Annotated in this window: 20 protein-coding genes and 3 pseudogenes; 11 read left to right on the top strand and 12 right to left on the bottom strand. The window is 26.8% G+C overall.

Annotated features, from left to right (window positions below; genetic code table 11):
• Positions 1 to 5: 5 nt before the first annotated feature.
• From QZ429_RS01550 to QZ429_RS01560, 3 genes and pseudogenes are all read right to left on the bottom strand, one after another.
• A complete protein-coding gene (locus QZ429_RS01550) occupies positions 6 to 710 on the bottom strand; it encodes an LPD7 domain-containing protein (protein WP_291950044.1) in 705 nt (234 codons plus the stop codon).
• On the bottom strand, positions 685 to 831 hold the full coding sequence (locus QZ429_RS01555) for a hypothetical protein (protein WP_291950046.1): 147 nt from the start codon (positions 829 to 831) through the stop codon (positions 685 to 687). Before QZ429_RS01555 ends, QZ429_RS01550 begins: the two co-directional genes overlap by 26 nt.
• 108 nt (positions 832 to 939) lie before the next feature.
• Positions 940 to 1,173 (bottom strand): annotated as a pseudogene (locus QZ429_RS01560) (hypothetical protein).
• 799 nt (positions 1,174 to 1,972) lie between these two features.
• Between QZ429_RS01560 and QZ429_RS01565 the strand changes: the two are divergent.
• The 5 genes and pseudogenes from QZ429_RS01565 to QZ429_RS01585 all read left to right on the top strand — a co-directional run.
• Positions 1,973 to 2,806 carry a replication/maintenance protein RepL gene (locus QZ429_RS01565; protein ID WP_291950049.1) on the top strand — a complete coding sequence of 278 codons (834 nt, stop codon included), beginning with the start codon at positions 1,973 to 1,975 and terminating at the stop codon, positions 2,804 to 2,806.
• Positions 2,803 to 3,222: a PIN domain-containing protein gene (locus QZ429_RS01570; RefSeq protein ID WP_291950051.1), complete on the top strand. Its 420-nt coding sequence runs from the start codon at positions 2,803 to 2,805 to the stop codon at positions 3,220 to 3,222. Before QZ429_RS01565 ends, QZ429_RS01570 begins: the two co-directional genes overlap by 4 nt.
• A gap of 169 nt (positions 3,223 to 3,391) precedes the next feature.
• Complete coding sequence (gene trbB / locus QZ429_RS01575) at positions 3,392 to 4,303, top strand: P-type conjugative transfer ATPase TrbB (RefSeq protein ID WP_291950054.1); 912 nt, start codon at positions 3,392 to 3,394, stop codon at positions 4,301 to 4,303.
• A gap of 9 nt (positions 4,304 to 4,312) precedes the next feature.
• Positions 4,313 to 4,609, top strand: coding sequence for a TrbC/VirB2 family protein (locus QZ429_RS01580; protein WP_291950057.1), 297 nt, complete (start codon positions 4,313 to 4,315; stop codon positions 4,607 to 4,609).
• Positions 4,609 to 4,803, top strand: a pseudogene (locus tag QZ429_RS01585) (VirB3 family type IV secretion system protein); the annotation flags it as partial. The gene QZ429_RS01580 and the pseudogene QZ429_RS01585, both read left to right, overlap by 1 nt.
• Before the next feature lie 10 nt (positions 4,804 to 4,813).
• Here QZ429_RS01585 and dcd read toward each other — a convergent pair.
• On the bottom strand, positions 4,814 to 5,374 hold the full coding sequence (gene dcd / locus QZ429_RS01590) for a dCTP deaminase (RefSeq protein ID WP_291950063.1): 561 nt from the start codon (positions 5,372 to 5,374) through the stop codon (positions 4,814 to 4,816).
• A gap of 146 nt (positions 5,375 to 5,520) precedes the next feature.
• Between dcd and accB the strand changes: the two genes are divergently transcribed.
• Together accB and QZ429_RS01600 are read left to right on the top strand one after the other, a co-directional pair.
• Positions 5,521 to 5,967, top strand: a complete 447-nt coding sequence (gene accB, locus QZ429_RS01595) for an acetyl-CoA carboxylase biotin carboxyl carrier protein (RefSeq protein ID WP_291950067.1) — start codon at positions 5,521 to 5,523, stop codon at positions 5,965 to 5,967.
• Position 5,968: 1 nt separating this feature from the next.
• A complete protein-coding gene (locus tag QZ429_RS01600) occupies positions 5,969 to 7,300 on the top strand; it encodes an acetyl-CoA carboxylase biotin carboxylase subunit (protein ID WP_291950069.1) in 1,332 nt (443 codons plus the stop codon).
• A 13-nt stretch (positions 7,301 to 7,313) separates the two neighbouring features.
• Here QZ429_RS01600 and QZ429_RS01605 read toward each other — a convergent pair whose 3' ends face one another.
• Complete coding sequence (locus QZ429_RS01605) at positions 7,314 to 8,141, bottom strand: hypothetical protein (RefSeq protein WP_291950072.1); 828 nt, start codon at positions 8,139 to 8,141, stop codon at positions 7,314 to 7,316.
• A 65-nt stretch (positions 8,142 to 8,206) separates the two neighbouring features.
• Between QZ429_RS01605 and gltX the strand changes: the two genes are divergently transcribed.
• The 3 genes from gltX to QZ429_RS01620 all read left to right on the top strand — a co-directional run bounded on the left by gltX (position 8,207) and on the right by QZ429_RS01620 (position 11,612).
• Positions 8,207 to 9,598 carry a glutamate--tRNA ligase gene (gltX, locus tag QZ429_RS01610; protein WP_291950075.1) on the top strand — a complete coding sequence of 464 codons (1,392 nt, stop codon included), beginning with the start codon at positions 8,207 to 8,209 and terminating at the stop codon, positions 9,596 to 9,598.
• A complete protein-coding gene (locus QZ429_RS01615) occupies positions 9,598 to 10,833 on the top strand; it encodes a malic enzyme-like NAD(P)-binding protein (protein WP_291950078.1) in 1,236 nt (411 codons plus the stop codon). The genes gltX and QZ429_RS01615 overlap by 1 nt, the downstream gene beginning before the upstream one ends.
• Positions 10,834 to 10,901: 68 nt before the next feature.
• Positions 10,902 to 11,612 (top strand): MqnA/MqnD/SBP family protein, encoded by a 711-nt coding sequence (locus tag QZ429_RS01620; protein ID WP_291950114.1) that lies wholly within the window; start codon positions 10,902 to 10,904, stop codon positions 11,610 to 11,612.
• A gap of 68 nt (positions 11,613 to 11,680) precedes the next feature.
• Here the strand turns inward: QZ429_RS01620 and QZ429_RS01625 are convergent, their stop codons facing one another.
• From QZ429_RS01625 to selA, 3 genes and pseudogenes are all read right to left on the bottom strand, one after another.
• The gene (locus QZ429_RS01625) at positions 11,681 to 12,394 is read right to left on the bottom strand and encodes a thioredoxin fold domain-containing protein (protein WP_291950081.1); all 714 of its coding nucleotides are present in this window, start codon (positions 12,392 to 12,394) and stop codon (positions 11,681 to 11,683) included.
• 47 nt (positions 12,395 to 12,441) lie between these two features.
• Positions 12,442 to 14,243, bottom strand: a pseudogene (gene selB, locus QZ429_RS01630) (selenocysteine-specific translation elongation factor).
• On the bottom strand, positions 14,236 to 15,567 hold the full coding sequence (gene selA, locus QZ429_RS01635) for an L-seryl-tRNA(Sec) selenium transferase (protein WP_291950084.1): 1,332 nt from the start codon (positions 15,565 to 15,567) through the stop codon (positions 14,236 to 14,238). Before selA ends, selB begins: the two are co-directional and overlap by 8 nt.
• Before the next feature lie 84 nt (positions 15,568 to 15,651).
• Between selA and QZ429_RS01640 the strand changes: the two genes are divergently transcribed.
• Complete coding sequence (locus tag QZ429_RS01640; protein ID WP_291950087.1) at positions 15,652 to 17,298, top strand: 4Fe-4S binding protein; 1,647 nt, start codon at positions 15,652 to 15,654, stop codon at positions 17,296 to 17,298.
• A 108-nt stretch (positions 17,299 to 17,406) separates the two neighbouring features.
• Here the strand turns inward: QZ429_RS01640 and QZ429_RS01645 are convergent, their stop codons facing one another.
• The 4 genes from QZ429_RS01645 to QZ429_RS01660 all read right to left on the bottom strand — a co-directional run bounded on the left by QZ429_RS01645 (position 17,407) and on the right by QZ429_RS01660 (position 19,709).
• Entirely contained in the window at positions 17,407 to 18,264 is an 858-nt protein-coding gene (locus QZ429_RS01645) for an ATP-binding cassette domain-containing protein (RefSeq protein WP_291950090.1), read from the bottom strand.
• Positions 18,258 to 18,647, bottom strand: a complete 390-nt coding sequence (locus QZ429_RS01650) for a hypothetical protein (RefSeq protein ID WP_291950093.1) — start codon at positions 18,645 to 18,647, stop codon at positions 18,258 to 18,260. The genes QZ429_RS01645 and QZ429_RS01650 overlap by 7 nt, the downstream gene beginning before the upstream one ends.
• Entirely contained in the window at positions 18,644 to 19,399 is a 756-nt protein-coding gene (gene modA, locus QZ429_RS01655; protein ID WP_291950096.1) for a molybdate ABC transporter substrate-binding protein, read from the bottom strand. Before modA ends, QZ429_RS01650 begins: the two co-directional genes overlap by 4 nt.
• 91 nt (positions 19,400 to 19,490) lie before the next feature.
• Positions 19,491 to 19,709, bottom strand: a complete 219-nt coding sequence (locus QZ429_RS01660) for a hypothetical protein (protein WP_291950099.1) — start codon at positions 19,707 to 19,709, stop codon at positions 19,491 to 19,493.
• Between the last annotated feature and the right edge of the window lie 424 nt (positions 19,710 to 20,133).

Consider the following 20,133-nt stretch of genomic DNA (forward strand, 5'->3'; position numbering starts at 1 on the left):
TTCTCCTAGTGAATTTCTTGCATTCTTTTATCAACAAAACTCACATTTAAATTAAACTCATTGGCGATGTCTAAAACATTTTTTTTAAAACTATCTTCTCCTGTGATATTAAGCTTATTCCCAAATCTTTCAATTGCCATAAGTAAAGAATTTAAAAGAAATTCTTTATCATCTTTGCCATTTTGGATTAAAGATACTTTCAACATATCTCCTTTATCTATAGCTTTATTAAAGCCATTTTTATATACAGGATAGCCTTCCTTTGTTATAAAATCTACATTATCAAAGATCTTAGCTTTTTCCTCCATTGAAGATAGCGTGTTTTCATTTTCATTAATTTTTATTTTAGATCTTCTCAAGGCTTTAACCACTTCTTCATTCCCCATCATAGCCTCTTTAATTAAAAAATCTCGATAAGACACTCTTTTATATTTTTGATAAAGCTCTTTTTGTTTATTTTTAAAAATCATTCTTTGATTTTTAACATGTGAAAAAGCACTTTTATTAAATTTCATAGAAGGTATTGAAGTTTTAAATTCATTGTGTCTAATCTTTAACATTCTAAGTTCTTTGTCAAGCTTGGATTTTTTCTCATTTTCAATTCTTAAATACTTCTCCCATAATGCCTTAGAAGTTTCTTTATTAGGGCGTTGGTATTGTTCTTTTATTTTTTCTTTTTCTCCATTAATATTTTGAACATTTTCTTTCATTTGTGGTATTTAATTGTTGAGTATTAATTATTTCAGCAATATTATCATCTTGATTATCAAAAGAACAATTTGTAAAAAAATATGCTTTCACTTTATCCATTTGATTTTTTTTATCAAGCATATAATCTACCAAAACTTTTACATGATTATTATCTTTATCTAAAATATAGTCTGATAGCTTTTTAAAACTAGATTTACTTTGTTTTTTTTGATGGTATTTTCTTAACTATCATTTTATAATCTCTCTAACTTTTTGCTTTAACAATTCTTGTAAATCTAAAATTTGATCTACAATATCATCTATATCCTGATAAGATTTTGTTTTAGAAAAAGATGTTTTTTGTTCTTCATTATTCACTAACCAATATCTTGAAAGTGTTAAACCATGATTTTAAGCTTTTTCAACTAAAAAGCTATATTCTTCAAAAGTCAATCTAATATTTACTTGTTTTGTCTTTTTCATTTTGATGTCCTATTTTAGAGCTTTAGCGATAAAATTTTGCTTTTGTATAGCAAAGGAAAATAATTAAAAAATGTGAAGCTAAAATTGAATTTTATTCAAACTTAAATTATTTAAAAAAAGAATTTAAAAATGGTTGCGTGGTATCTAAATTTCTTTATAATAAAGCATTAAAAGAAAAAAACTTTAAAATGACTTATGTGCAATTTAACAAATATTTCAATGAAATCTTTAAAAATAAAATTGATAAAAAAGAAACAATACAAGAAAATAATCAATTTCTAACTTTAGAAAACAAAGAACCTATTAAACTAAAAATTAACACAAAATCAAAAAAGATGATTTGTTATAAAAATAACAATTTAAGGATTAAAAATCTTTAAACAATTGAAATCCTATATAATCATTACTTTAATAATGGGTGCGGGGTGTGCAGTCGCCTAAAGCGACAAACGAAACTTGACCCCGCCCTATTATGGTAAGAATAAGAGACGCTTAGTCTCTTTAAATTTTGCAAATGAGCGTTAGCGAAATTTGCTGTATAAAAAAATTTATTTTCAAGAATAGATAAAGAAGGAAAAGACTTGTAAAAAACACTCTCAAACACTTATAAAATAGTTATTTATTATGGTTTTTGATTTTCTCATCAGTAGGAAAAACTACTCATGAATAGGAAGATTATTTTTAGAAAAATTTATATTTCCAAATAAATTGGGAAAAAAATTATTTTTTATTTAAATATGTATCATTCTTTGGGAAAAAATGATATGATACTTTAATTTAGAACTAAAAAAGGTTAAAAGTGAGAAAAATAATAGATTTAGAAAACAAGCCAGTAACTAGATTATATAGTAAAGTTAAAGAGAGAGTTGATAATAATACAGGAGAAGTTACTACTATTGTAAGTTCTTTTTTGCAAAAAGAAAAAACTAAAGATGATTTTATTAAGCTTTTTGTAGAAAATATCAATTATATTACCGACAATCTTTCTAATTCTGCTTTAAGAGTAGTGTTAATGATGTTTAAAAATTTAAATTATCAAAATATTTTTAATTATAATAGTGATTTTGTATCTTATTTTACAAATAAAAAAATTTTAGGAAAATCTAGTGTTTATCGTGCGATTAAAGAACTTGAGGATAAAAATGTAATTTTTAAAATTACAAAAGAGCAACAAGAAGAATATGATATTATAAGTTCAAATTCATATATTATGAATCCACAAATCATTGGAAAAGGTTCTTTTAGAGATTTAAAAAGACTAAGACAAACAATAATAAAAGAATTTGATTTTGAAAAATTAGAAATGATACAAAAAGTAGAAGTAGAAGGTGAATATGAAGGATTAGAAGAAGTCAAGAAGAATCCTGAAAATTATTATATCAAAGATATTAAACAAATTTCTTCTCCTAATGCCATAGAAAATCAAATTATTATATCCAAGAAAGAATCTGAAGTAGATAATCAAGCTTTAATTACAAATAATACGCAACCTTCTTTGTTTGATAATAAAGAAGATTTGGGCGATTTTTGGAATATGTGTGGTGCTTTAACAGGTGCATATCATCCTACAAAATCAGCTAAAGAACTAAAAAGAGAAAAGCTAGATAAAGATTTAGAAGAAGGTAGAATATGAAAAAAGTATTTTTAGATACAAATATATTGTTAGATTATTTTAATATTCAAAGAGCTTATCATAATGAAGCTAAACAACTAATATATTTTTTACTTACACATAATATTCAAATAGTTTTTTCTGAAGATATGATTTCTACTATTGCATATATATTAAAAAAAGCTGATATAAATATGGTTCAATTTTATAATCATATAAGCAAAATAACTCTTGATCCAAAAGTATTAATTTGTTCTTTCTCTGGCTCAGTAATTAGAAGTGCTTGTCAAATGTGTCAATCTGATAATGATGATTTTGAAGACTATTTGCAATATTTTTCTGCCGAAAAAGAGGGGTGTTGTGCTATTTATACTATGGATAAAAAATTTCCAAATTTAAAAATACCTATAAAAAGATATGGTGAGATTAATATTTAAAACTTCATTTTGTCTCACAAAAAATAAAAAATATGATTTTTCTAGCAAAAAAATCCCTTTTTTCTCTCACATTTTGAGACAAAACCTAAAAATTATGCTTTTGTCTCACAAAAATGAAAAAAAATAAACATTCAAATGTTAAAAATGTATCATTTTATTAGAAAAAACATTGACAATTATTAAGCGAGAATTTGGTGATATATTAAGTTATTTAGAAGATAAAGACACCATAGAACTCATGTTAAATTCTAATGGCAATCTTTGGCTTGAAAAACTTGGTCAAGATATGAAATGTCTTGGTTCTTTTTCTGAAGCAAAAGCAAAATCTATCATTACTGCAGTTTCAAGTCTTTTAGACACAACAATAAATTCTGATAATCCTATCTTAGAATGTGAATTGCCTCTTGATGGCTCAAGATTTGAAGCCTTATTACCTCCAATCGTAGCAAAACCTACTTTTACCATAAGAAAAAAAGCAATAAAAATTTTTACTCTTGATGATTATGTTGATTCTAATATTCTGACACCAAATCAAAAACAAATATTAATAAAAGCAATAAAAGATAGACAAAATATTTTAATTGTTGGTGGAACAGGTAGTGGAAAAACTACTTTTTCAAATGCAATTATAGATGGAATTTCAAAAATCACTCCTATTCATAGAATCGTAATCATAGAAGATACAGCTGAACTTCAGTGTGCTAGTAAAAATAAAGTCATCTTAAGAGCTACTGAACACGTAGATATGCTTAGGCTTTTAAAGGCAACTATGCGTCTTCGTCCAGATAGAATCATAGTAGGTGAAACAAGAGGAAAAGAAGCTTTAGATTTATTAAAAGCTTGGAATACCGGTCATCCCGGTGGTATAGCCACAATACATGCAAATTCTGCAAAAGGTGGATTAACAAGAATGGAACAATTAATTTCTGAAGCTACTAGTGCAAAAATGAGTAAATTAATTGCTGAAGCTGTTAATTTGATAGTTTTTATCTCAAAAACAAAGGAGGGAAGAAAAATACAAGAAATAATTAAAGTTGAAGATTATCGTAATGATGAGTATATCATAAAATCAATGTTTTAAGGAGTAAATATGAAAAAATTTTTAATTTTATTTTTAGTAGCTGGCATAAGCATAGCTTGGGCTTCAACAACTGGTGCTGGACTTCCTTGGGAAAGTCCATTGCAAACAATAAAAGCAAGTATAACTGGTCCTGTTGCATTCGTGGTGTCAATTTTAGCGATGGTAGGTGCTGGAGTAGGTTTAGTTTTTGGTGCAGAATTTAATGGATTCATTAAGACTCTACTTTCTATCGTATTAGCTGTGAGCATAGTAATTGGAGCAACAAACTTCATAAGTATTTTTAATACTAGTGGAGCTTTAATATAATGGAAACTCTCCAAAAAGTAGATATCTATAGTGCGCTAAATAAACCAAATTTAATTTTTGGTGCCGATAGAGAACTAATAATGCTTGTTGGGATTGTATCATTTGCTTTAATTTTTACAGGCGTAACTCTACTAACAACTATCGTAGGAATCGTATTACTATTTTCATGTGGAACGCTTTTACGCTTAATGGCATATTTATAATTTATTTTAAAATTCTTGGTAAAGTAATACCTTTTTGAGCTTGATATTTACCTTTTTTATCTGCATAAGTTACATCACACGGCTGATCACCTTGTAAAAATAAAACTTGAGCTATACCTTCATTTGCATAAATTTTTGCAGGCAAAGGAGTAGTGTTTGAAATTTCAATTGTTATATGACCTTCAAAACCAGGTTCAAATGGAGTTACATTTACTATAATGCCACATCTTGCGTAAGTGCTTTTGCCAAGACATATAGCTAAGACATCATCAGGCATTTTAAAATACTCTATAGTGCTAGCTAGTGCAAAAGAATTTGCAGGCACTATACACACATCTCCTTGAAAATCTACCACGTTTTCTTCTACAAAATTTTTTGGATCAACAAGTGTTGAATTTACATTAGTAAAAATTTTAAATTCTCTTCCAACTCGTATATCATAGCCATAGCTAGAAAGCCCGTAGCTTACTATACCTTTACCTATATTTGCTTCACAAAATGGCTCTATCATTTTGTGTTCTAATGCCATTTTTTTGATCCAATTATCCGCTTTTAAACCCATTATGTTTCCTTAAAAATAGTAAGTGGTAATTTTTTTAGATTATATCTTAAAAAATTAGTGAAAAAGAAATAATTGAAGTTATTTTTAGTATTTTTTTATATAATTATTAGATTAAGTCTTATAAATCATAAATTCAAGGAGTATATATGACAAAAGAAGAAATTAAAGAGCTTATGGAGTTTTTTGCAAAAGCAAATGTAAGCAAGATTAAGATAAAAGAACAAGATGGATTTGAAATAGAACTTGAAAAAGATTTGTGTTGTGAGTTGCCAGCACCAGCTCCGATTGCACCAGCTCCACAGCCAATTAATGTAAATGTTGTAAATGAGACAAAAACAAATCAAACTTCAAATAAACCAACTATCAATAGCCCTATGGTCGGGGCTTTTTATCAAGCTCCAAGTCCTGGTGCGGAGCCTTTTGTTAAAGTAGGACAGACTATTAAAAGTGGGAATACAATAGCGATTATTGAAGCTATGAAAATTATGAATGAAATTGAAGCTGAATACGATTGCAGGATAGTAGAAATTTTAGTAGCAGATGGACAACCTGTAGAATTTGGTACGCCATTATTTGTAGTGGAGAAATTATAAAATGGAAATTAAAAAAGTTTTAATTGCAAATCGTGGAGAAATTGCTTTAAGAGCTTTAAGAACCATTAAGGAAATGGGTAAAAAAGCAATTTGTGTTTATTCTACCGCAGATAAAGATGCACTTTATTTAAAATATGCTGATGCTAGCATTTGTATAGGTAATGCTAGAAGTTCAGAGAGTTATTTGAATATTCCAGCTATTATTAGTGCTGCTGAAATTAGCGAAGCTGATGCGATTTTTCCAGGATATGGATTTTTAAGTGAAAATCAAAATTTTGTAGAAATTTGTGCAAAACATAATATCAAATTTATAGGTCCTTCTGTAGCTGCTATGGCTTTAATGAGTGATAAAAGCAAAGCTAAGCAAGTTATGCAACGAGCAGGAGTGCCAGTAATCCCAGGAAGTGATGGGGCTTTAAATAGTGCTTTAGCGGCTAAGAAACTTGCTAAAGAAATAGGTTATCCTGTTATTTTAAAAGCGGCTGCTGGAGGCGGTGGTCGTGGTATGCGTGTGGTTGAACAAGAAAGCGACCTTGAAAAAGCTTATTGGTCGGCTGAAAGTGAAGCAATGAGTGCATTTGGCGATGGAACTATGTATATGGAAAAGTATATTCAAAATCCACGTCATATAGAAGTGCAAATTATAGGCGATAGTTTTGGAAATGTAATCCACATAGGTGAGAGAGATTGTTCTATGCAAAGACGTCATCAAAAGCTTATAGAAGAATCGCCTGCAATTTTATTAGATGAAAAAACTAGATTAAAACTTCACGAAACTGCAGTAAAGGCCGCTAAAGCTATAGGCTATGAAGGTGCTGGAACTTTTGAATTTTTAGTAGATAAGAATTTAAATTTTTATTTTATAGAAATGAATACACGTTTGCAAGTAGAACATTGTGTGAGTGAAATGGTAAGTGGAGTTGATATTATCGAACTTATGATAAAAGTTGCTGAGGGATATCCTTTACCTAAACAAGAAGAAATTAAATTAAAAGGGCATTCTATAGAGTGTAGAATCACAGCTGAAGATTCTAAAACCTTTTTACCATGTCCAGGAAAAATCACAAAATATGTAGCTCCAGCGGGTCGAAATGTAAGAATGGAAAGTCATTGTTATCAAGATTATAGTGTTCCGCCTTATTATGATTCTATGATAGGAAAATTAGTTGTATGGGGTGAGGATAGAAATATAGCTATAGCTAAGATGAAAATAGCTTTACACGAACTTATTATTGGTGGGATTAAGACCACAAAAGATTTTCATTTAGCTATGATGGATAATGCAGATTTTGCAAATAATAATTACGATACAAATTATCTTTCAAGACATTAAGATAGGGTAATACCTATCTTATTTCCTCTATATGAGCGTTTGTTCTTATTTTATCTAGGTGATTTTTTAAGGCTAATTCTCTTTGGTTGATAGTATATGCGTTGCTTACTTGCTCTTTAATTAAATTAAAATCAATCGGATTTTTTCCATATTTTTCTTTGATAAAATAAATAATATAAGTATTTTCACCATTTAATATAGGTGTAAATTCACCAGTTTTAGTATTATTTAATAAAGCGAGTAATCGCGGATCCATATTTGAAGCATTTAAACTAATAGCTTTTGATTTAATTTGATCATTTTTATACATTGGATTTTGTAAAAGTTGTTGCAAAAGCTCTGGATTTGTAGAATTATAAACTATTAAATCTACATTTGAAAAAGTGCTAAATTTATCAAGATTATTTTCATAGAAATTTTTTAATGCCTCATCATTGATATTTATTTTTGCATTTTGCATAATGCTTTGGTAAAGTCTTTCTTTTTGCATATCTTTGCGAACTTTTTCTTTAAAAATTTCAAAATTTAACCCTTTTTTTTCTATTTGTGCTTGTAAGCCATTGATGTCAGTATTATTGCTTTTGGCAATTTGATTTAATTTGTTATTTAATTCAAAATCACTAATGATAATACCAAAATTTTTAGCTTCACTTTGTTGAATTTTATCATCTACTAAAAAGGCTATTGCTTTTTGTTTATCATTAGTATGTAGCTGTTTCATCGTTTGATTAATGTCATAAATGGTAATAGGTTCATTTTCTACTATCATAGCTATTCCACCGATAGTTTGAGCACATAAAATATTTACAGCAAAAAAGCACGACATTAAAATTTTTTTCATTTTAAAACCTTTGTTTAAGTGTAAATATAGCATTATAACAATAAAAATTTAAAAAAGGTAAAGATATGCAAGAAATCTCAACTCGTTTTGCTCCTTCTCCTACAGGTTATTTACATATTGGAGGTTTAAGAACTGCTTTATATAATTATCTTTATGCAAGAAAAAATAATGGTAAATTTTTATTACGCATTGAAGACACTGATTTAAAAAGAAATTCACAAGAAGCTACACAAGCTATTATAGAAGCATTTAAATGGTGTGGGCTTGATTATGATGGTCAAATAGAATATCAATCACAAAGATTTGAAATTTATAAAAAATATATTCAAAAATTATTAGATGAAGGAAAAGCTTATTATTGTTATATGAGTAAAGAGGAGCTTGATGAATTAAGAGCTAAGCAAGAAATAGCTAAAGAGCGTCCAAGGTATGATGGTAGATATAGAGATTTTAAGGGCACGCCTCCAAGTGGTATTGAACCTGTTGTGCGTATAAAAGCTCCACAAAGCGGTGAAATTAAATTTATTGATGGTATTAAAGGTGAAATTAGTTTTAAAGTTGAAGATATTTTAGATGATTTTATTATAGCAAGAAGTGATGGAAGTCCTATTTACAACCTCACCGTTGTTATTGATGATGCATTAATGGGTGTTAGTGATGTTATAAGAGGCGATGATCATCTTTCTAATACACCTAAGCAAATAGTTCTTTACAATGCTTTAGGTTTTAAAATTCCAAAATTTTATCATGTTGCTATGATACATGGAGAAGATGGAAAAAAACTTTCTAAACGACATGGTGCCACTGATGTTATGGAATACAAAAATATGGGGATATTACCTCAAGCTTTACTTAATTTTTTAGTAAGACTTGGGTGGAGTCATGGAGATGATGAAATTTTTGATATTACACAAATGAAGGAATTTTTTGATCCAAATCACATTAATAAGAGTGCATCTTGTTATAATTTTAAAAAATTAGAATGGCTTAATGTGCATTATATTAAGACTTTACCTTTTGAAGAAATTAATAGACAACTCAAAGAATTAAATTTTGATTTAAATTTATATGAAAATGCTAGATTTTTATTGGATATGTTAAGAGAAAGATCAAAAACTTTGCACGATATCATTGATGGAGCAAAAATGTTACTAAATGACCCAAAAGAATATGATCAAAAAGCTGTAGATAAATTTCTTAATGAAACAAATTTAGCTTATTTAGAAAAATACGCTAAGGTTTTAAGCAAACAAAAAAGCGCTTATGAATTTGAAGAATTCACAAATAAATTTTTAGATGAAAATAATTTAAAATTAAAAGATTTAGCTCAAGCTATACGTATAGCATTAACTGGTCGCTCTGTAAGCCCTAGTATATTTGAATTATTAGAATTTTTAGGTGTGCAAAAGTGTCAGTTGAGGGTGCAAAATTTACTAAATTACATAAAGGAAAGATGATGGATTTAAAAGAGGAAGCTTTAAAATACCATTTAGGTGGTAAAGTTGATATAGTTGCTAGAAAGCCTATGGATAGTGCATATGATTTATCTTTAGCATATTCACCAGGAGTTGCTGAACCTTGTGTTGAAATTGCTAAAGATGAAGTTTTAGCTTATAAATATACTAATAAAGCTAATTTAGTGGCTATAATTAGTGATGGAAGTGCGGTTTTAGGACTTGGTAATATAGGAGCTAGTGCAAGTAAGCCTGTTATGGAGGGAAAAGCTTGTTTATTTAAAAAATTTGCTGATGTAAATGCATATGATTTAGAAATTGATGTGCATAGCGTAGAGGATATTGTTACTTTTTGTAAAGCTGTGGCACCAACTTTTGGAGGAATTAATTTAGAAGATATTGCGGCACCAAAATGTTTTGAGATTGAAGCAGCATTGCAAGATCTTGGAATTCCTGTTATGCACGATGATCAGCACGGAACAGCTATTATTTCTACAGCAGGATTGATTAATGCTATGGAAATTAGTGGCAAAAAATTTGAAGATATTAAAGTAATAGTTAGTGGAGCAGGAGCAGCAGGTATTGCTAGTGCTAGAATGTATAGAAAATTAGGTGTGAAAAATATTATTTTAGTAGATAGCAAGGGTGTGGTTAATACTCAAAGAAATGATTTAAATAAATATAAACTTGAATTTGTAAGTGATACTAAGGCTATGACGCTAAAAGAGGCTTTAAAGGGTGCTGATGTGTTTTTAGGACTTAGTGCTCCAAAAATTTTAGATGATGAAATGATTTTATCTATGGCTAAAGATCCAGTAATTTTTGCTTTAGCTAATCCTATCCCTGAAGTAATGCCAGAAGATGTAAAAAGAGTAAGAAATGATGCTATTGTAGGCACAGGAAGGAGTGATTATCCTAATCAGATTAATAATGTTTTAGGATTTCCTTTTATTTTTAGAGGTGCTTTAGATGTAAAAGCAACTAAAATTACAGAAGGTATGAAAATCGCAGCAGCTAGAGCTTTAGCAGATTTAGCCAAGCTTGAGGTTACTGATGAAATTAGACAAGCTTATGATATCAAAGAACTTAAATTTGGTAGAGATTATGTGATACCAAAACCTTTTGATAGTAGGGTTAAGGCAGTAGTAAGTGCTGCTGTTGCAAAAGCAGCTGTAGAAGATGGAGTTGCTTTAGTAAAAGAATTTGATTACAAAAGTTACATTGATAGCTTAAAATAATTTTTATTACTCAAAATCTTAATAAATTAAGGTTTTGAGTTTGATTTATGATATTTAAGAAAGTAGTGATGATTTTTGGTAAGATTGATTATTTAAATTTACTTCCCTTGCATATTTATCTTAAAAAAATGCCTTTGCCTACTTATGTTAAACGAACTACAGAATATAAAAAAGGAGTTCCTAGAAAACTTAATGAAAGTTTGTATTTTAGGCGTATTGATGCAGCAATTATTTCTAGCATAGAAAGTTATAGAAAAAAATACAAAACTTTAAATGTAGGAATTTGTGCAAATAAAAAAGTTAAGAGTGTTTTAATTAAAAAACAAACACAAAATAAAGAAGATAATGAGTCAGCTACTTCTAATGTGCTTGCAAAAATATTAAAGCAAAATGGTGAAGTAATTATTGGCGATAAGGCTTTAAAGCTTTATTTGCAAAATCAAAATGCTTATATAGACTTGTGTGAAGTATGGTATGAAAAATTTAATTTACCTTTTGTTTTTGCAAGATTTTCTTGTATAAAAAATTTTTCAAATTATAAAAAAATAATGAATTGTTTTGTTAAAAATAAAATCTTTATACCACAATACATCTTATGTGATTATGCAAAATCAAGGCAGCTTTCCCAAAAAGATATTAAAGATTATTTACAATTAATCTATTATAAAATTGGTGCAAAAGAACAATTTGCATTAAAAAAATTTAATACAATGCAAAAAGACTTGAAAGTTAAAAATAAAAAAACTAGCAATTTGCTTACTAATTTTTCTTTTAAATAATTGATTTTATTGTTTTTTGAATTTTAATAAATACCTTTATTAGTTTAAATAAAGGTATTTATAAATAGTTATTTTTGTGCGTCTATTATAGTTGGAACAGCACGTAAGCCAAGTTTAGAATATTTTTCAAAAGTTTTTTTGACATCATTTACTTCTGAAGCACTTGGTTTTTGATATTCTTTTAAATTTGCATTATAGTATTTTTTCATAATAGCAATTTTTTGTGCATCATCTTTTGCATTTTTGCTTTCTTTGTAAATTAGTGCAGATTTTTCAAATGCACTAGTATCGTGGATTGGTGTGAGTATGAATTTTACTTGATGAGTTTTTAAAATATCTTCAATTTTTTCCAAGTGCATTCTACAATATGGGCATTCTGGATCGCTAAATACATAAAGTAAAGGTTTATCTTTATCGCCTAAAGAAATAAGCATATTTTCTTCTTGCAATTTTGCTAATGCTTTTTTAGAAAATTCAGCTTGCTGTTTTTTTAAAAGCTTCTCTTGAAATACTTTAGAATAAAATTTTTCTTTCTTAAGATCTACTAGTTCTGTAGTGATAAAATTACCATCAGTAAATATTATCTCTTGAAAGTTTTTTCCTGAAAGTTCGAAATTTATAATCATTGCTTCAAAATTACTATCTTGAATTTTTTCTCTACTTATAATAGTAATTTTAGCATCGTTTAAATTTGGATTTTTTTTGAAAAAATTAATTATCTCTTCATTATTTACTGCAAATAAAGAGCTGATTAATGTTAATAAAACTAAATATTTTTTCATTTTTTTCCTTTTTATTTTTAGATTTTAGTTATTATAAAATTTTATATTTAATATTTAAGCATTCTTTTTTCATTGATTTTTTTTACTTGTTTGAAATTACCATCAAGGTATTCTAAATATGCAATGGCGTATTTTCTTGAAATATCAAAATGATTTTTTACAAAATTTACATCTAAATTCTGTGTTTTTAAAAGGATTAAAAAATTATCCATTAATGAATTTAAAGCTTGTTTTTCTATAAAAATATTATGCGTTAGTCTTATTATTTTATTTTCTTTAGTTAATTTTTTAAGTATGCTATCTCCATTTTTTCTATCTAATCCTAATTGTTCATATAGATTATAAGGAGCAGTTGGTTTAATTCCTTCTTTTTTTAAAATTTCAAAAAGCTCACAATAATTTTTTTCTTTTAATTTCTTAAAATCTTGTCCTTTTAAAAAATAAATTCCATCTTTAAAATCTAAAAAATCTTGCATTTGCTCTAAAGTATATGCACAAAAATCTTCACTAGCCCACGAAAGTCTTAATGAGATTGAATGAGCAGATATTAATGCATTTTGATTTTTAGAAAAGATAAATTGTATAAAATTTTTAAGCTCATTTTGTGCTTTTAAATCATATACATTTAAAGCTTTTTCATCAACAAAAACATTAGTTAAGTTTTTTGCTAAATTTAAAGCTTCTTGATGAGTTAGCTTAAAGCGTTGGTAGCTTGAGATTAGTCCAAAACCAAATTTATGAGTATTTTTTAAAAATTCAAATATTGCACTAAAATTTTTTTGTTCTAAAAGCTTTAAGAATTGTATTTTTGTGTCTTTTTTTAATGGCTCACTTACTGGATTTAAAACAATTCCTCCGCTTTTGACACGTCCATTTTCAAGTAAAATAAATTTATCATCAAAACACAAAGAGATAGGTTTTTCAAATTCTAAACTTGCATAGATTTTATCTTCAAATTCCTTGATAATATTTACCTTAGCATTGATTTTTTTACTACCTGTGCAAAATTCAAATTCATTTTTATGTTTGATTTCATTAGAAAATATTAAAACATCTACACTTTTAAAGCTTTTAAAAAATCCTTTTTTAGTAAGAATATATCCTTTTTTTAAATCATAATAATTACAATTTAAATTTAAAGCTACTCGATTATAAGCACACACTTGATCAATATTTATATCGTGAATTTGTATATTTTTTACGCTAATATCTTTTTGCTTTTCAATACAATAAATTTTTTCATTTTTACTAATTTTTCCTTCATTTAAGCTTCCAGTAACTATCGTCCCTATCCCTTTTAAAGAAAAAACTCTGTCGATAAAATATCTAAATATAAAATCTTTTTCACATTCTTTTGGTTTTAAATTTAACAAGTATTTTTTTAATTCTTCGATACTTTTTTGATTATAAATACTAGTGAGAAAAATTTTTAATAAATTTTATATGATTTTAATTCTTTTAATATAAGATTTTTTTGATACTCAATATCTTCACATAAATCTAATTTATTTAAAATTAAAATAATATCTTTGACGCCTAAAAATTCTAATACTTTTAAATGTTCTATACTTTGTGCTTTTAAACCTTCGTTAATATCTACGACAAACAAGCATATTTTAAAAGCAAAAGCACCGCTAATCATAGTTTTAATTAAATTTTCATGTCCAGGAACATCAATAAATGCTAAATTTATATTAGAATTTTTTAAATGAGAAAAACTAAGATTTATAGTGATACCTTTTTCTTGCTCTTCTTTTAAATTATCTCCATCAAAGCCATTAAGAGCTTTAATAATAGAGGTTTTTCCATGATCAATATGACCAGCAGTTCCTATGATAATACTATGCATTAAATACCTCATCAATAATTTTGATTAATTTTTCTAAATCTTTATTTAATATAGTCCTAAAATCTAAGACAAATTCATCTTTTTCAATACGACCTATTACACCTTTTTTTCTAAATATTTCTTGTAAAATCAATGCTTTGCCTTTAAAACTTAGTATAAAACTATCTAAATTTTTATCAGGCATAGAACCACCACCTACTAGACTTTTTGAAATTTTTAAATCACAGGGAGATTGGATATTGTTTTTTACAAAATTAGCTTTTGTTTTTATGCTTGCTAAATTATCATTGAGTAATCTTAAAGTTGGAATTTTTTCATATTTTTTTTCTAAATATGCTTTTGTAGTTTCATTTAAAAAAGCTAAAGTGATTTTATCAACTCTTAGCATTCTTAAAAGTTGATTTTTTTTAAGTTTTTCGATGTGCTTTTTTTTCCCAAGTATTATCCCTGCTTGAGTTGAACCAAAAAGCTTATCACCACTAAAGCTTAATATATCGCAATATTTTAATAAATCTTTTACGCAAGGTTCATTTTTGGTAAGTTGTGAGTTTAAATTTTCACACCAACCTGATCCTAAATCATAATAAGAAATGATTTTTTTCTTTTTTGTTAAATTATAAATTTCTTTTAATGAAACTTCTTCAAAAAATCCTTTAAAGGCAAAATTAGAACGATGAGTTTTTAATATAATTTTAGTATTTAAAGAAATAGCATTTTCATAATCTTGTAAATGAGTTTTATTAGTAGTTCCTATTTCTTTTAGTAAAACTCCAGCAGCATAAACTACTTCAGGTATTCTAAAACTGCCTCCAATTTCTACTAATTCACTTCTTGAGGTAATAACTTCACAATCTTTTGCTAATGTATTTAATATCAAAAATACTGCTGCTGCGTTATTATTGACTATTAGACAATCTTCACAATTAAATAAAATTTTTAAATTTGCACTAAGTGCGTCGTATCTTGAGCCCCTTTTTCCGTTGTTGATATTAAATTCTAAATTTGAATAAGAACACACAATATCTTTTGTTTGTTCAAAAATATTTTCATCTATAATGCTACGACCTAAGTTGGTGTGGATAATGACTCCAGTTGCATTGATTAAGCTTTTTGACTGGGTATTTAAAAATTCATCTATTGCATTTTTAATCTTAAAAATGAGTTCTTCAAAAGAAAATTCTAATTTTGGATCTTTTAAAATTTGTTTTTTGCACTCTAAAACAATTAATTTTGAAAAATAATTTTTTAAATACAAAGGATAAATACATAAGTTTTCATCATTAATAAGAGAATTTATCGGAGGGAATGTTCTAAATTTATTCATCTTAAACCTTAAGAAAAAACTAGTAAAATTATAACTTTTTTATAATGAAATTTATATAATTATTAAAAAATAAAGAGAGTAATGATGAAAGATTTTGTTTTTTTAGAAAATGATGATTTAATCCCCTTGAGTGATAATATATCCATAGTATCTAATGCTTGCGAAGATGTTTTTATAGGAAATTCTTTACTTTTAAATCCTAAAGTGTATGCTCCAGAAATTAATTTTTATTTAAAAAATTCCACAGATAGTGTTTTAAAAAAATCAAAAACCATTGATACTTTATATGAAATAAGGTCTAAAATTTATGATATGGGGCTTGATTTAGAATACACCAAAGAAGTGGGTAAAAACGTAATCATTGTTAGTGATGATGATGATGAAATAAAATTGCTAGAAGAATTAAAAAAACAAGATTATAAAGTTTTAAAAATTTTAAATGAACAATGTCAAGCAGTTTTAGGTTCTATAGGAGAGCTTTGCGTAATAGCTTTAAAAAATGATGAGCAAGTAGAAATTGAGTGCGATTTCTTTTTATATAAAAATAAAAAAGATAGTTATGATAAACAAAGTGGGTGTTATGATATTAATAATTTAAGCAATGAAAATATTTTGAAGTTATTAAACAATAATTCTCCTAAGTATAAATTTAGAAATTATATTAATTATGATGATAGCATTTGTCAATATCACAATAGAAGAAGTATTCATTGTGGAAAATGTGATGAAATATGTCCTAGTGTAGCCATTTTAAAAGATGATGAAAAAATGCAATTAGAATTTTCTCATATTGATTGTATTCATTGTGGAAAATGTGTGAGTATTTGTCCTAGCGGAGCACTTGATTATGCACCTATTCCAAGAAATAGCTTTTATGAAGTTTTAAAATTTTATGAAGATAAAATAATTTTAGTTATTTCAGGGGAGAAAAATATAGAAAACTTAAATGTCGTTTTAAAAGAAAATATAGTGCCATTTATGGTAGAAACTAGCAATTTTTTTGATCAAACCCATCTTTTAGCTATGTTGCAAACTAGTGGTGCGAATGTGATTATTTATGGAGATTGTTTTGTAAATAAAGAAGCAATAGATCTTGTAAATGAAATTTTTAAAAAAAAATTTAACCAAGATGGAATTTTATTAGCAAATGATGAGATTTCACTTCAAAATTCTATAAATCAAGCTAATTTTATATCAAAATTGAAATTTATGATTAACAATGTTTCTTTACTAAAAAGAGAGGATTTTGCCATTAGGCTTAAAGAGCTTATTCAAGAAGATAGATTGGGAAATATTTCTACTAAAGAATGGATACGTTATGGAAAAATTTCTATAAATACAAATACCTGTACTTTGTGCTTAGCTTGTGCTGGAGCTTGTAATGTCGGAGCTTTAGTTGCAGACACTAAAGACAATTCTTTAAAATTTAATGCAAGTTTATGCACTACCTGTGGATATTGTGAGGTAAGTTGTGCTGAAAAAGATACTTTGATACTTCAAAGAAGTGGTATTGATTTAGAAAAAGAATATTTTTCTTTTATAACTTTAGCTCAAGATGAGCTTTTTGCGTGTATTGAGTGCGGTAAAGAATTTGCTACAACGAAAGCTATAGAAAGGATAGCTAGTATTATGAAACCAAAATTTATAGATGATGATATTAAAATTAAAACTTTATATTGTTGTGCAGAATGTAAAGCTAAAATAATGGTTAAAAATATAAATAAGCTTTGATTTTAAAGATTAAAATATAGTTGCAAATAAACATTATTAGCGTTTAGATAAAATAAAACTATTTTAGTATTTTATAAAGTTTATGATAAGTTAAGTAATTTTTAATTTTTAAGTTATTTTAGATAAATTTAGTCCAAAAGCTTTTTGACTTAAAATTACCTCATCATCTTCTTTTAAATTTTCAGCTTCTAAGGGACTAAGAACAACTTGACTAATTTGAGTTCCTATTCCAAGAATCGCCATTATTATAGTATCTTGTTTTTGTAGTTTTAAAATTCTAGCTTTAATGGCAAATTTTTGAGATCCTTTAGTTTGTAAAAAAACTTCATTGGGATTTCCTTGTTGTATAATTTTTCCTTGATCTAAAACTATAACTTTATTTGCTAGTTTATATACTTCACTAACATCATGACTAATCAAAATGGTAGTAATATTATAATTTTTGTGTATTTTTAAAAGATAATCTTGCAAAATAATTTTCATTTCATTATCTAAAGCACTTAGTGGTTCATCTAAAAGTAAAAGTTTAGGTTTTCTCATTAAAGATCTAGCTAAAGCTACGCGTTGCTTTTGACCTCCACTAAGTTCTAAAATAGAGCTTTTTTTATAAGAGCTTAAATTTAAAAGCTCTAAAAGTTCATAAGCAGTTTGTTTATCATTTTTAGCATAAAGTAAATTTTGTTCTACATTCATATTTTCAAATAAAGCATAATCTTGAAATAAAAAACCTATATTTCTTTTTTGAATACTTAAAAAATAGTTTGCATTAAAAAAAATTTGTTTATCAAATTCACAGCTTCCTTCAGCTTTTTCAAAGCCAGCTATGATTCTTAAAAGTGTTGTTTTTCCACTCCCACTTTTACCGAATATAGCTAAAAATTCTCCCTGTTGTATGTCAAATTTTGCTTGAAGTTTAAATTCTTGATTTTTATTTTTAAAAATCTTACAAATATCTATTTTTAACATATTAATTTCTTTATAAATAAGGCACTAGGATTGATGTAAGTATAAACAAAATCATTATTTTTTAAATCCATATTTGTAAAAGCTTTAGTATTAATTTGCACTTCAAATATACAAAAATTATTTTGCATTCTTATAATAGTTATAATTTTTCCTTTAAAAATTTCAATTATTTTCGCATAAAGCTCATTTATAAAAGAATTTTTTAATTTTTCTTTACTTAAAAAACATTCATTGCTTTTAAAAGATATAACAACCCTTTGATTTATTTTAATACTTTCATAGGTATTAAGAGAGAGCATATAAAATTTTTGCGAAGTATTAGTTAATTCTATAAAATTTATACCTTCGTAAGAATCAATGAGGCTAATAGTAGCCTCTATCATGGAATATTATATCCATAAGCTTTGAAAATAGCTTTTCCTTTTTCACTTAAAACAAAATCATAAAATTTTTTAGCGTCCATATTATCTTTACCATGTTTTGTTATAACTATACCTTGATTAATAGGCGAATAAAGCTTTTGATCTATTAAAATATAATTTACATTTTCTTTTAAATTGTATTTTTTAAGACCTTCTTCATGTAAAGCACTAGCTGCTACAAAGCCTGCATCTGTTGCTGTTAAGGTTTGAGTAAGTGTCTCGCCTATAGATTTTGCTTCTATGATTTTACTTTTGATAATTTCATAAATTCCTAGTTTTTTCAAAGTTTCTACACTTGCTTCTCCATAAGGAGCTGTTTTTGGATTAGCAATAGCAATTAATTTAACATTTTCACTTTTTAAGGCTTCTAAACCTTTACTTAAGTCTGTTACATTCGTTCTTAAAGTAAGTAACGCAAGAGCACCTTGTGCATAAATTACAGGCTTAGTAACAGCTAAATTTTCATCATAAAGTTTTTGTGCAAATTTCATATTAGCAGCCATAAACACATCAAAAGGAGCTCCATTTTGAATTTGTGCAACTAAATTTCCACTTGCTCCTAAGGTTACATTTATACTAGTGTCTGGATTTTCTTTTTTGAATTGACTTTCTAGTTCTTTAAATGCATAAGTAACATTTGCTGCAGCAGCGATATTTATATTGGCACTATAGCCAAAAACACATAGGGTTAAAAAAATTAGAATTTTTTTCATGTTTATCCTTAAATTAATAGTAATTTTGTAAAAATTATAGCTTATTTTTAGCGCAGAAAAATAAAATATTTTTTTTGCATATTTTAAAATATCATTGATATTTTATTTGGTCAGAAGGTATATCATTTGGATTACCAAAGTTTAATTTAAATGAACTAGATAATGAAATATCTTCTCCTTCAATAAAGTTTCCTTTACCACTAATAGTTAATTCAACTATTTGTCTTAATTTTAAATTAATTAAGACCGGAGAAGATTCTTTAGTTTTGTTATTATAAGTTGTTCTTAAAACTACTTGTTTACCATTCATTTCTTTAGTAGTTTTGACAGATAATGTTTTATTAGTAGCTCCAGGAATTTCAGAATAGTTATTTCCATCTTTATAATATCATTGGTATTTGATATTATCTGGAGGAGTTGAACCATTGTTCATTACTATTGAACTATTTAATACTAAATCATCTCCTTCATTAAGATTTGTGTTACCTGTGACATTAACTTGTTTTACTTCAGGAGTTGCAACTGGTGCATTCGATGTACTATATCCTTTAACAGTTACAGTAATTTCTCAATCGCCAGGAACAAATTCACCAGACGATGAATAATACTTATCTGATCTAACTTTATAGACTACATTATTATTTTCAGCTGAAAATAATTTGGCAGTTAGTTTTGCATTTACTGGGAATATTCTTAAGTAACTACTATAATTTCTTTTTATGTAACTATTCGTG

The organism is Campylobacter sp., assembly GCF_020024835.1.
GTDB lineage: Bacteria > Campylobacterota > Campylobacteria > Campylobacterales > Campylobacteraceae > Campylobacter_D.

What these genes read in the sequence shown, in the direction of transcription:
- QZ429_RS01550 (WP_291950044.1), bottom strand. Translation starts at nt 710, where the DNA reads ATGAAAGAAAATGTTCAAAATATTAATGGAGAAAAAGAAAAAATAAAA.
- QZ429_RS01555 (WP_291950046.1), bottom strand. Translation starts at nt 831, where the DNA reads ATGCTTGATAAAAAAAATCAAATGGATAAAGTGAAAGCATATTTTTTT.
- QZ429_RS01570 (WP_291950051.1), top strand. Translation starts at nt 2,803, where the DNA reads ATGAAAAAAGTATTTTTAGATACAAATATATTGTTAGATTATTTTAAT.
- QZ429_RS01580 (WP_291950057.1), top strand. Translation starts at nt 4,313, where the DNA reads ATGAAAAAATTTTTAATTTTATTTTTAGTAGCTGGCATAAGCATAGCT.
- dcd (WP_291950063.1), bottom strand. Translation starts at nt 5,374, where the DNA reads ATGGGTTTAAAAGCGGATAATTGGATCAAAAAAATGGCATTAGAACAC.
- accB (WP_291950067.1), top strand. Translation starts at nt 5,521, where the DNA reads ATGACAAAAGAAGAAATTAAAGAGCTTATGGAGTTTTTTGCAAAAGCA.
- QZ429_RS01600 (WP_291950069.1), top strand. Translation starts at nt 5,969, where the DNA reads ATGGAAATTAAAAAAGTTTTAATTGCAAATCGTGGAGAAATTGCTTTA.
- QZ429_RS01605 (WP_291950072.1), bottom strand. Translation starts at nt 8,141, where the DNA reads ATGAAAAAAATTTTAATGTCGTGCTTTTTTGCTGTAAATATTTTATGT.
- gltX (WP_291950075.1), top strand. Translation starts at nt 8,207, where the DNA reads ATGCAAGAAATCTCAACTCGTTTTGCTCCTTCTCCTACAGGTTATTTA.
- QZ429_RS01615 (WP_291950078.1), top strand. Translation starts at nt 9,598, where the DNA reads ATGGATTTAAAAGAGGAAGCTTTAAAATACCATTTAGGTGGTAAAGTT.
- QZ429_RS01620 (WP_291950114.1), top strand. Translation starts at nt 10,902, where the DNA reads ATGATTTTTGGTAAGATTGATTATTTAAATTTACTTCCCTTGCATATT.
- QZ429_RS01625 (WP_291950081.1), bottom strand. Translation starts at nt 12,394, where the DNA reads ATGAAAAAATATTTAGTTTTATTAACATTAATCAGCTCTTTATTTGCA.
- selA (WP_291950084.1), bottom strand. Translation starts at nt 15,567, where the DNA reads ATGAATAAATTTAGAACATTCCCTCCGATAAATTCTCTTATTAATGAT.
- QZ429_RS01640 (WP_291950087.1), top strand. Translation starts at nt 15,652, where the DNA reads ATGAAAGATTTTGTTTTTTTAGAAAATGATGATTTAATCCCCTTGAGT.
- QZ429_RS01645 (WP_291950090.1), bottom strand. Translation starts at nt 18,264, where the DNA reads ATGTTAAAAATAGATATTTGTAAGATTTTTAAAAATAAAAATCAAGAA.
- QZ429_RS01650 (WP_291950093.1), bottom strand. Translation starts at nt 18,647, where the DNA reads ATGATAGAGGCTACTATTAGCCTCATTGATTCTTACGAAGGTATAAAT.
- modA (WP_291950096.1), bottom strand. Translation starts at nt 19,399, where the DNA reads ATGAAAAAAATTCTAATTTTTTTAACCCTATGTGTTTTTGGCTATAGT.
- QZ429_RS01660 (WP_291950099.1), bottom strand. Translation starts at nt 19,709, where the DNA reads ATGAATGGTAAACAAGTAGTTTTAAGAACAACTTATAATAACAAAACT.